The 12,222-nt window shown below is 43.4% G+C and carries 9 protein-coding genes; 8 read left to right on the forward strand and 1 reads right to left on the reverse strand.

Going from position 1 to position 12,222, the window contains the following annotated elements:
• Positions 1 to 217: 217 nt before the first annotated feature.
• The 8 genes from J4861_RS05140 (at position 218) to J4861_RS05175 (ending at position 11,290) form a co-directional block, all read left to right on the forward strand.
• On the forward strand, positions 218 to 427 hold the full coding sequence (locus J4861_RS05140) for a hypothetical protein (RefSeq protein ID WP_211816081.1): 210 nt from the start codon (positions 218 to 220) through the stop codon (positions 425 to 427).
• Positions 428 to 799: 372 nt separating this feature from the next.
• Entirely contained in the window at positions 800 to 1,003 is a 204-nt protein-coding gene (locus J4861_RS05145) for a hypothetical protein (protein ID WP_211816082.1), read from the forward strand.
• 43 nt (positions 1,004 to 1,046) lie between these two features.
• Positions 1,047 to 2,630, forward strand: coding sequence for a hypothetical protein (locus J4861_RS05150; protein ID WP_211816651.1), 1,584 nt, complete (start codon positions 1,047 to 1,049; stop codon positions 2,628 to 2,630).
• A gap of 429 nt (positions 2,631 to 3,059) precedes the next feature.
• Positions 3,060 to 3,521 carry an HU family DNA-binding protein gene (locus J4861_RS05155; RefSeq protein ID WP_211816083.1) on the forward strand — a complete coding sequence of 154 codons (462 nt, stop codon included), beginning with the start codon at positions 3,060 to 3,062 and terminating at the stop codon, positions 3,519 to 3,521.
• Positions 3,522 to 3,898: 377 nt separating this feature from the next.
• On the forward strand, positions 3,899 to 4,789 hold the full coding sequence (locus J4861_RS05160; protein WP_211816084.1) for a homoserine O-succinyltransferase: 891 nt from the start codon (positions 3,899 to 3,901) through the stop codon (positions 4,787 to 4,789).
• 230 nt (positions 4,790 to 5,019) lie between these two features.
• Complete coding sequence (locus J4861_RS05165) at positions 5,020 to 7,107, forward strand: peptidase U32 family protein (protein WP_211816085.1); 2,088 nt, start codon at positions 5,020 to 5,022, stop codon at positions 7,105 to 7,107.
• A gap of 29 nt (positions 7,108 to 7,136) precedes the next feature.
• The gene (locus J4861_RS05170) at positions 7,137 to 8,303 is read left to right on the forward strand and encodes a zinc ribbon domain-containing protein (protein WP_249110744.1); all 1,167 of its coding nucleotides are present in this window, start codon (positions 7,137 to 7,139) and stop codon (positions 8,301 to 8,303) included.
• A 491-nt stretch (positions 8,304 to 8,794) separates the two neighbouring features.
• Positions 8,795 to 11,290 carry a TonB-dependent receptor gene (locus J4861_RS05175; RefSeq protein ID WP_211816086.1) on the forward strand — a complete coding sequence of 832 codons (2,496 nt, stop codon included), beginning with the start codon at positions 8,795 to 8,797 and terminating at the stop codon, positions 11,288 to 11,290.
• 430 nt (positions 11,291 to 11,720) lie between these two features.
• Here the strand turns inward: J4861_RS05175 and J4861_RS05180 are convergent, their stop codons facing one another.
• Positions 11,721 to 12,167: a NanQ anomerase/TabA/YiaL family protein gene (locus tag J4861_RS05180; RefSeq protein WP_211816087.1), complete on the reverse strand. Its 447-nt coding sequence runs from the start codon at positions 12,165 to 12,167 to the stop codon at positions 11,721 to 11,723.
• Between the last annotated feature and the right edge of the window lie 55 nt (positions 12,168 to 12,222).

Genomic DNA, 12,222 nt, shown 5'->3' on the forward strand with positions numbered 1-12,222 from the left:
ATACAATACATTATTTGAAGACAGAGTGACATAAAGACATGTTTTCTAAATGTCATATTCTTCGTTGTATCTTTAAACATGTTATTTGTTATTCTGTCTTCTTAAATACTTCTTTCTCTTTTAATAATTTTAGTTCGTTCTGTCTTTTTCTCTGTAGTTTTCTTTGCTGTATTAATATCTTTTGTTACTTTTGCAGCCGAAAAAGAGAATAGTGACAATGATTCAGACAATAAATATTAAAACCACAACGAACAGCGCCTTATATAATAAAGGTGTTGATTGTGGTGTGTCTGTAGCTGAATCATTAAGTACTGAGAGCAAAAAAGACGAAAAAAATATTGCAAATTTTTTGGTAGTTCCAAATAATTTTGTACTCTCTCTCTCTCTCTCTCTCTCTCTCTCTCTCTCTCATATAGGCCAGGCCTAATCTCCCCACTTTTTTCTTCTCGCATACGCGCGCGAGGCGTGCCGTGCAAACGCTGTAAACAAAGGACTTTTCGGAGTTTCCTTTGTTCGCTTTTTGTGTCCATTTGCGAGCTGTCTAAAAGGAAAAATAAGGACGTTTTAAGTATTGATTTTACCACAAAAGATACTTGTAATTCTCTAGTAATATTTTGTTTTCTCTCGTTGATTTCTCTGGCAGGCAGCGATAACGCGCTGTCTGCCTGTAGAGGGGAAACGGGTAGATGGTTAGGAGGGATAGACGAAAAGGTTATCAGGATGTATATAATAAAAGGTGAGCAATAAAGCCACACATAGAGAGTAGATAACAACTATTTTTAATCAAATCAAAAAAGCAATGAGAAAGAAACAAGAAAAGAAGAATTATTCTGCACCAAGTTGCATGATAATTCAAGTAAGCGAAACCACTTATTTGATGGACACGTCGTTCCCTAGCCAGCACAGGAAGGCAAATAAGGCTACTGGTCCTGCTGCTGCTAAGGCAAGTCAATGGGATGAGAAAGACTTCGAAGACGAAGCCCCTACACCATGGGAAGACTAATAGAGAGTTATTAACTAAAAGAACAAAGTAAAACGAATAAATGATGAAGAAAACAATGAAACAATATTCATTTGCATCGCAACTAAAGTCTTTGGCTGTCGTGTTCGGCATCGCCTTGACTTTCGCATCTTGTGCTAAGGAAGAGGTGGCACAGAACCCAACCAACAAAGAGGGCGATAACGACAAGAACCTAACAACTTTCGTAGCAGGCGACGAGGCAAAGACTCGCACGTCATTGGATTATAACAGTAGCGACTTCTCTTGGGAGGCAGGCGACTATATCTACGTAAAGGATGATGATGGCGTATTGCAGAAGAGTAGCAACGCTCCAACTCAGAAGGTAGCTTCGTTCCGTTATAGAGTACCTGGCAAGTTTGGCGCAAGTGCAAGTTATAAAGTTTATTACTTGGGCAAGAACAGCAGCGGTAGTTCTGTGACTATCTCAACTAACCAGCGCCAAACAGCTCCTGACAACACCGAGCACTTCGGCACCGCAGGCGACTATGGTACAGCTACGGCAACAGGAGCAGTAGGCGGTAGCATCTTTAGCTTTCAGTTAGAGCATCAGCCAGCTTACCTTGTCTTCCAGCCTTACACAAGTAACACAATTCTGCAAAGCTGTTACTTAACAAAGGTGGAGGTAAGCTCTGACAATGATATTGCCGAGACTTATACAGTCAACACAAGCACGGGTGCCCTTACAGGCTCAGCAGGTCGCAAACAAATCGTTTTGACAACAAAGGGCAGTAGTAGCAATCCAAACGGCTTCCCACTGACTAACAGCGCAGCTAACGTAACAACTAACGGTGCATACATGGTGATTAAGCCAGGCACTCATACCTTAAGGGTGCGTTACTGGGTAAAGGACGTAGCTACCAACGTAGAGGGTACTATTACGAAGATTCTTCCTGCCACAGCATACGCTTCCAACACCTACTACGATATGACCGCACAACTTGACGTAAAGGATTACGACGGCGACCATTACTATATGTGGGATGCTCAGGAACAATACTGGAAAGGTCACGAATGGAATCAGGGTGGCAGCCAGCCAACCCTCAACCAAGGTCTTACAGGGGCAACAACATCAGGTGATTACGCCCAGAGCAACACTGACCCAAACAATCGTTGGTACAACGAAGCATTTACTTATGGCGTAGATAACCCCGCTACTCACACCTCATGTAAAGACCTCCCCAACGTAAACGAGATGACGTGGTACGCTGCTAAGGGCGATCCCCGTTGGGACAAAGACGAATTATGGACAACAATGGGTCATTTATATAAAGGCGGCATATGGTTAAAGAAGAAGTCACAGATAAGCGGATTCAAGGCTAACACCGCTGTTGACGGCAACGATTGGCGCACATATATACACGGTAATAGCTGGCCCGTATCTAATATCCTTCCTTCCGCTGCCGACGCAGGTAATTATTTCTACCTGCCCGCCTTGGGTTACTACAACTCTGGTCAACTGAATGACGTTGGCAGCTACGCCAAATATTGGTCGTCTAGTGCTGAGCCGTGGTACAGCGACAATGCGTACCTCCTGTTCTTCGACAGTAGCAACATCGGCTTGGACCGCTACCCCCGCTTCTGGGGGCTCAGAGTCGGCGGGTTTGAGTAGTCCTAAAAGCCCCACCCCAAACCTCCCCGAACCAACGGTCACTAACCGAAGGGAAGTAAGGGGGAGGGAGTCTAACGGGCAGAATTTCTGCTGAATACGCATTCCGTCGCTGCGCTCACCGTATCTACACGCTGGCGGATACGTATCTAGCAACTCGTAGATACGCATTGCGCAGTCGCTAGATACGTATCTAGCAGCAACGCTCACCGCATCTACCAGCACGTAGATACGTATTCGGCAGCAAGGCAATACGCATCTGACAGGAGGGGGATACAGAAAGAGCAAAAAATGAAACGGTGAGAGGAGGAAAATAAATTAAGAAAATAGAATGGGGCAGCATGAAGATGCACCGAGAGAAGCTGCAGAGGCGTGCTGCCCTATACTATGATAAACGGTAACCTAATTTTATAACTTTAAACACGAAAAATTATGAAAATTCGTTTAGTACCAAAGAAAAATCCGCAGAAGCGGGAGGAAGTGAAGTTTTATGCTAATCCAGTAAACGTGGGCCGTAAAACGTTGGATGATATTGCGCGTGACATTTCGGGTCGCTCATCGCTGACACGTGGTGATATATCGAACGTGTTGTATAACTTCATTGATTGTTTGCCCCATTATCTCCGTGATGGTTTTAGTATTCAGTTGGGCGAGTTCGGTTCAATGCGTGTCACGTTGTCGAGCAAAGGGGCGGAATCGGAAAAGGCTTTTAAGACTGAGACGATTAAGCCGCGTGTGGTCTTTACGCCAGGAACAGAATTGAAACGTGAACTGACTGCAAATTCCTATGAATCGTTGAGGAAGAAAGAAGAAGAAGAGGAGGAGGATAAGAAGAAGAAGGAAAAGGAAAAGGAAAAGAAAGAGAAAGAAGGAGGAGGACCAGTGGCGGGATAACGCCCCACCCCCGACCCCGACCCAGTAGGGAGGGGACCCTAAACACAAATGATTCTCCAAGGGGAGTAATATGCGCAGGTTGCTAGGAGAGGTTGAAGCATGGTTAGTTTTCGAAGGGAGGAAGTAACTAATAGAGTATATGGAAGTAGGGACAGACAAGGATGTCTGTCTCTACTTTTTTGTTAATCTTTCTTTGAGGAATATATCATTATTTTGGAGACTCAGATATGTTCTTAGAGTCATTCTGCTTCTTGTTCTTTCTGTTTCAAGATTTATCTTGATGTATTTGTTCAATCAGTAATTAATCATTATCTTTGTATCTGATTTTTTGTAAGTGATATAGGAGTAGGAAAGCTCTTAATAGAAGAACAGGAATTATGCCTCTAAGATTACCCGACGGACTTCCAGCCATAGAAATATTAAAGCGTGAGAACATTTTTGTAGTGGATAGTTCATATGCGTACATGCAGGATAAGCATCCACTCCGCATTGTCATACTCAATCTTATGCCGTTCAAAGCTACGACTGAGACTGATTTCATACGTATTCTTTCCAATAGTCCGCTATTGTTGGATATCAGCTTTATGAAGCTCAAGAGTCATACTTCCAGCCATACGCCTGCGGAACATATTGACCGTTTCTATCATATGCTTGAAGAACTCAGTGAGGAGAAGATAGACGGATTGATAGTCACTGGTGCTCCTGTCGAGGGAATTCCTTTCGAGGAGGTAGACTATTGGACAGAACTACAGGAGATATTCAATTGGACACGTGATAATGTGCGTTCAACGCTTTACATCTGTTGGGCGGCACAGGCTGGGCTCTATCATTTCTATGATATTCCAAAATATCCTTTGCCTAAGAAGATGTTTGGTATCTTCCCTACGATTCCTTTAAAACCCGAACAGCCTCTCTTCCGTGGCTTTGATGATGTCTTCCGTATGCCTCAGAGCCGTCATACTGAGGTAAGGCGTGAGGACATTGAGCAGGTTGACGACCTCGAAATCATTGCTGAATCGGAGGAGAGTGGAGTCTCTATCGTAAGGTCACGTAGTAGACGTGAGTTCTTTATTACAGGTCATTTGGAGTATGCCCCCAACACACTCGACACAGAATATCACCGTGACCTTGGTAAGCGTGACGATGTTGAAGTCCCGAAGTATTATTACCGTGAGGATAATCCAACGAAAGGTCCACTTGTCACTTGGCGTTCACACGCTAATTTACTGTTTATGAATTGGGTAAATTGGGTGGTAGGTGGTGAATGATAGGTGGTGATGTCTTGGCTGTTTGGTGTTGGATGATAGGTGGTGATGAATAGTTGTTTTGCTTAGCATCTATCACTCAAACAAAATGTAATCATCATCACCCAACAATTAACACTCACCACTCACCATCCTATAAACACTTCATCATCACCCAACAATTAACACCCAACACTCACCACCCTATAAACACTTCATCATCACCCAACAATTAACACCCATCACCCAACAATATGCAATCATCAACACCCAACACTCAACACCCAACACCCATCACAATCGAACTCCTTGCCCCAGCCAAGAACCTTGAATGTGGAATGGCTGCTATAGAACACGGAGCAGATGCCGTATATATCGGTGCTTCCCGATTCGGAGCACGTCAGTCTGCAGGCAATAGTGTGGAGGATATCGGCAAGCTATGTGAGTATGCTCACCGCTATGGTGCCACGGTTCACGTGACCATCAATACGATTATCTATAACGATGAGTTTGAAGAGACACTTGATTTGGTACGTGAATTGGTGGACGTTGGTGTAGATGCCTTCCTCCTGCAGGATATGGGTTTGATGAGTAAGGTAAGGGAGATAGTGCCTGATACGGTAGCTCTCCACGCCAGTACACAATGTGATACACGCACATGGGAGAAGGCTCAATGGCTGAGTCAGCAGGGTTTTGACCGTGTCGTACTTGCTCGCGAACTGTCTGCTGAAGAGATAAATGACATCCATAAGCGTTTGCCAGAGCTTGAGTTGGAAGCCTTCGTACACGGTGCATTATGCGTAAGTTATAGTGGTGTATGTTATGTTTCCCAGTATAGTTTCGGTCGATCAGCCAATCGTGGTGCGTGTGCACAGTTCTGTCGATTGGCGTTTGATTTGAAAGATTCAGATGGAAAAACCATCGAACATCAGCGCCATCTTCTCTCACTGAAGGATATGAGTCAGATAGATAACCTTGAAACACTGATGCGTTCAGGGGCTTGTGCCTTTAAGATAGAGGGAAGACTGAAGGATATCAACTATGTGAAGAATGTCGTTTCGGCTTATAGTAAGCGCATTGATGAGATTATCAGCAAGCATCCAGGCGAGTTCCGTCGTGCTTCTTTGGGACGTGTGCGCTATTCGTTTACACCTGATTTGAAGAAGACTTTCAACCGTGGTTATACTAATTACTTCCTCAAGGGAAGACAGGCAGATATCTTCTCACCCGATACCCCTAAGGCATTGGGTGAGTTTGTTGGTCGTGTAAAGGAGATAAGACGAGATAGTTTTAACGTATCAAGTACTGCAAACTTTGCCAATGGTGACGGTCTGTGTTTCCTATCACGTGACACTGACAGTCAGTCAACACGTTTGGAAGGATTCCGTGTGAACCGTGCTGTTGAGAATAGGCTCTATCCTTTTAAGATGCCAAGAGGATTAAAGCCGGGTATGGAACTGTATCGTAATCAGGATCAAGCATTTGATAAGGAGTTAAGTGGGAAAACTGCTGAACGTAAGATTGCGATTAAGATTTGGTTTGGGACCTCCCCCAACCCCTCCAAAGGAGGGGAGTGCCTAACAGATAGTCATGGGACAATATGGGCAAAAGCAGAGGTGATAGGCAGGGCTAATCCAAATCAAGCATCTAACGAACGAATATCCAACGAACATCCCGTTAGGCTCTCCCCTCCCCTTGGAGGGGCTGGGTGTGGTCTTCAACTTGCCCAAAAGCCTCAACGTGATAACATCATACGTCAGCTCACTAAATTGGGCAATACGGTATATGAATGTTCTGAGGTAGAGATAGTTGACGGGGCTGATAAATACTTCATCCCAAGCAGTATTCTTGCCGAACTTCGTCGTATGGTGGTAGAGGAACTTGACAAACAGATACTGAATATGCAGCGTGTGACGATTCATCGGAAATCGGTGGATAAGGTGTCTGACCATAAACCACATATATCGATGGTGAATCCATCCCAATATCAGCAGTTACCTTATCTGTATAACATCTCCAATGATGCTGCCCGCAAGTTCTATGAACAGCAGGGATTACCCAAAGCAGAACCTGCTTTTGAGATTCAATATCCTACAGGTGCCACCAATGGTTCTGACTCATCAAACAAGGCATTCTCTATCAAGGGAGATAAAGAAGTGGTTTCTCACTTGTTAATGCAGTGCCGTCATTGCATTCGTTATTCGCTCGGCTATTGTGTTAAACGTGGTGGACAGAAACCTACTTGGCGTGAACCGCTCTTCCTCGAACTCCCTGATAAGCGTCGTTTCCGCTTAGAGTTCGACTGTAAGAACTGTCAGATGAATGTGTGCAACGTTACGTAAATGAAAATCATAACCCATAGTTTATCATCATGATTACGAATAAATGGAATCCCGAGGGAAAAGAACCTGCGCAGACTTCAATAACAAAGAAGACTAACAGCTGTGCTGGGCTACGCTGCGGTATCGTTGGAGGAATCCTCCTCTTACTACTTAGCTTCTTATTTACAGGCTGTTATCATAAGAAGACTCCTTCGTCTTTCCGCTTGCCTGATAGCATTCAAGAGGCACAGATTTCTCGGCGAATAGAAGCAGAAGGCGACTCCATTTTGAAAGATAATGACAGTGATGATATAGAATGGAGTGGCACACGAAGCAAGGTAGACTCCCTGGCTTTTCGTGTAAAACACCATTATTCGCAAGGGTTTAACTTTATTGTAACGGCAGATTCATTGATGCTTCTTCGTCAACAACCAGAAGAGGCTGTAAACAAGATGGAAACAGATTCCTTTGCTGTGAAGAATGGAAAAGAGGTTGTTGTGGCTGATATTCGTATACTTCCCATTGATAAGCAGGATTCTGTTTGGGTGCAGATTGCAACGGAAGACTATGCCTTTGGCTGGATTCATGAGTCTCGTCTGTTAAAACAAGTAGACCCAGCAGACCCGATTTCGCAGTTTATCGCTACGTTCTCAAACATTCACTTACTCATATTCTTGATTGTTATCTCAATCATGGCTGTAGGTTATTTAGCACGTAAGATATTGAAGAAGAACGCACACATCGTACATTTTAATGACATTAGTTCGTTTTATCCCACGCTGTTAGCCGTCATCGTGGCGCTTTCTGCAGCCTTCTATGCAAGCATTCAGCTCTTTGCACCCGAGACATGGCGTGAGTTCTACTTCCACCCTTCCCTTAATCCCTTCTCACAACCCATATTACTCAATATCTTCTTAGTTCTTGTCTGGGCTATGCTCATCATCGGTATCGCTACGATTGACGATGTACGAAGACTATTGAAGTCGGGAGAGGCCCTACTCTATCTTAGCGGTTTAGGTGCAGTATGTGCCGTCAATTACATCATTTTTTCTGTACTCACTTTATATTATATAGGTTATCCACTTCTCATTGCCTATATCTATTATGCCTTCCGCATCTATCTACGCAAGAGCAGTGAGACTTATTATTGCGGAAACTGTGGTATACGCCTACATAGAAAAGGAAGATGTCCACACTGTGGAGCTGTGAATGAGTAATAAAAAGTACGCATTAGATAGAACTTTGAACAGACATTACATCAGAAATAGACCTCCATTAGTTTAGAATTTTATTTACATTTTGATAGCCGTTTTTACCTTATTCTTAGGGTAAAAACGGCTATTTTTATTTCCATTATAAGTAGCAAGCAATCAGACAGTTACAAAACAGCAAAATAAAAGGTGCCTAATTAGACTTCAAAAGGGCGTTAGTAAGGCTTCAATAGAGCGTCTTTAAGAAGCCTAAAGGGCATCTATTCGAGTCCAATTCATCATGTATTGATTTTTACATAATGATAAAATCCTGACATATTCATATGAAGTAGCTGATAGAATAAGCCCTTTCTTACTTCTTATCCAGTCCCACTTATATGGCTGTATCCCAACAGAATATTTGTAATATTCCTAATAAATTAGGATTGTTTATTATGTTTTTTATGCTTACCTTTGTCATCATTAACGATTTATAAAAACATTAGAAATAAGATTATATGATTAAGTCTAAACTTAGTATTGCCCTTTTAATGGCGGCATCTTTGCCTATAGGAATGCAAGCTAACAACATTATCGAAAGCGGAGATACTTCCCGTGTCTATGATATTGACGAAGTTGTCGTCATAGACCAACCAAAGGAGGCTTTCCGTCTGCGCCAGCAACCATTGAGCAGCACTTCTTTCAATGGTGATTTGATTCGTAGTCTCAATGTGCAGGATGTTCGTAATCTCTCTGTGTTTGTCCCATCATTCTCTATGCCTGAGTACGGAAGCCGTTACACATCTTCTATATATATGCGCGGTATCGGCTCACGTGTCTACTCACCAGCCGTGGGTATTTATGTAGATGGTATGCCAATCTTAAGCAAGAGTGCGTTTAATTTCCACACATATGATATCGACCGCATCGACGTTCTTCATGGTCCGCAGGGTACACTTTATGGTATGAATACCGAAGGTGGACTGATTCGATTCTATAGTCGTAACCCCTTCCAATATCAAGGAACGGATGTAAAACTCTCGATTGGTACAAAACTGCATCGTCAGATTGAGGCAAGTCATTATGAGAAACTGAATGATAAGATGGCATTCTCGGTAGCTGGCTTCTATGGAGGACAAAATGGATTCTTCCGTAATCAATATGATGGCTCACATGCCGACCTTATCAATGAGTTTGGTGGTAAGGGCCGTTTCCTTTGGCGTCCAACAGACAGACTTAACTTTGACTTCATTACTGACTATCAATATACTCGTCAGAATGGCTTTCCATATGGTCAGGTGGTGACAGAAGACGAACTATCTTCTGCCACAATCACCTCACCGCTTTATGGATTGAAGGCTGGCACGCAATCGCCTAACCAAAATCGTCAAGGCAATTACCGCCGTAATATCATCAATACAGGACTGGGTATTAAATATGCAGGAAACGGATTTGATATCAATTCGATGACTTCTTGGCAGTTCCTCCGTGACTATATGCTCATGGATATAGACTATCGTCCGCAGGACTTCATGCACCTTACACAGCGTCAATTAGGGAATACGTTGACAGAGGAACTTTCTATCAAGAGCCGTAATAATAGCAAGTGGCATTGGACCTTCGGTGCTTTTGGTTCTTATCAGTGGTTGAAGACGACGGCTCCTGTTTATTTCGATCAAGACATGAACAGCTACCTGTCTAAGAAGATTACCGACTATGCTTATAATGGTATGCTCAATGCAATGGCAAGGGGTATGGCACAGAGATTGATTGCAGGTGGAATGTCAGAGGAACTTGCCAACAAAACGGCACGTGCAAGCACGGCTGCAGCAATTGCTGCGGCAGGTGGTGTCAATATAAATATGACAATGGACCCTGTTCCGGGTATCTTCCGTACGCCAACCCTCAACTTAGGTGTTTACCATGAGAGTAATATTGAGCTTACTGATCGCTTGATGGCAACCTTGGGTTTACGCTATGATTATTCGCGCGTAAGCATTGACTATGAGACATCTGCACGTGTAGCATTGCAGGAAAGTGTGATGGGCATAACCATTAATCCTGTTATTACTTCAGCATTGAAGCATAGTGAGCATGATAATTTCAAACAGTTCCTTCCAAAACTTGGTTTGACTTATCGTCTTCAGGATGGTAGCAATGTCTATGCGACATGGTCAAAGGGCTATCGTGCAGGCGGTTATAACTTTGAGATGTTCTCTGATGTACTTCAGACTGAGACCTCACAAGCAGCCAATAAGGCACGTGCTGATGTGGATATTGCACATGATGAGGCTTACTATGAGCGCATTGCAAAGACAATCGAATATAAGCCAGAGACAAGCTGGAACTATGAGGTGGGAGCGCATCTCAATCTCTTAAACAACCAACTTCATCTTGACCTCGCTGCTTATTATATGCAGATTCGCAATCAGCAACTCTCTGTAATGGCTGGCAACTATGGTTTCGGACGTGTGATGACAAATGCAGGCCGCAGTCATTCTTGTGGTTTGGAGGCAACACTCCGTGGTGTAGCCTTGGACAACAAACTGACTTATGGTCTTAACTATGGCTTTACAAGTGCTCAGTTTGATGAGTATAAGGACTCTATCGCAGGAGTAGGAACAGTTGATTATAAGGATAAGCGTGTTCCTTTCGTGCCACAGCATACACTGGGTGCCAATGCTGATTATCGTATAGACGTTGACCCTGCAGCCTTGCTTGACCCATCAAATCGTTTCCATTTGCGTAGTGTCACGGTAGGACTCAACCTCTCTGCGCAGGGTAAGACCTACTGGGATGAACAGAACTCTATCGGTCAGAACTTCTATGCTGTCTTAGGTGCTCATGCCGATGCTGACTTCGGTCCGCTGCATGTCAACCTCTGGGTGCGTAATCTGACAGATACAAAATACAACAGTTTTGCTGTTCAGAGTGCTGCTACTGGTACACGCTACACCTTTGCTCAGATGGGTAATCCATTCCAAATGGGTGTAGACTTTAGGGTGCATTTCTAATGAAAAAAAGCCTCCCCCGACCCCTCCGAAAGGAGGGGAGGCAAATAGGACAAGGCTTGGTATAGACTATTAAGATTTCATTCCTTGTTTTTGAAAAATCAAATAGGCAGGTTATAGATGTAAGACATTAGCTCGTAACCCATTTATTTAAAAGTAATTGACCTACAATTAAAGCGCATGAATCTTCGCACTTTAGTTGTAGGTCAATTGTTTTTATTGGCAATATAAACCCTTCCAAACGTCAATATCCTCTTCTATAAACATTATATAATAATGTGATTAAGCCTCAACACTACTCGTGTTAAGCCTTAACACCATGTGTGATGAGCCTTAGCACCACATGTGCGCAGCGTGTATCCAGCTGAACTCCCCTCCTATTACTTCCCTTCGGTCAGTGACCTTTGGTTCGGAGGGGTTGGGGGAGGCTCCCCTACACCCTAATCTTCCCCACTAACTTTCTTTGTTTCCCTTCTCCAATGATAGGTGCATGGGCATCCTCTGGGAAAAAGATGGTGAATTGCCCTGGCTTAACACAGAAGTATTCCTTTGCAACTTGTGTATAAAAGCCGCAATCTCGCTCAAGATTATAGACAATATCAGGATCACCTAAGTCAGACAAAGCTGTCCAGCCCATTGTCTCATCCTGTAATAAGGGTACTTGAATATCAATATAGTTCTTGTGGAACTCTAATCGTTGCGCTTCTTTACGCTTCAGTTCTACCTCGTCTAAATTGATGAAGAGGTCGTCAGCATCGAGGGATATGCGTCCTGCTTCTTGTTGGCTGAAATCATGTTGGAGGATATACTCCAGCATTTCCTTCATTCTTGGATGTAGTCCAAAGTAGCGATGGCATGCGCTTAAATCTGCTATTATCATGTTCTTGGATTTACTAAATGTTATAGAAAACTGCTGCAAACATACGTATTTATTT

Source organism: Prevotella melaninogenica (assembly GCF_018127925.1).
Taxonomy (GTDB): Bacteria; Bacteroidota; Bacteroidia; order Bacteroidales; family Bacteroidaceae; genus Prevotella; species Prevotella melaninogenica_C.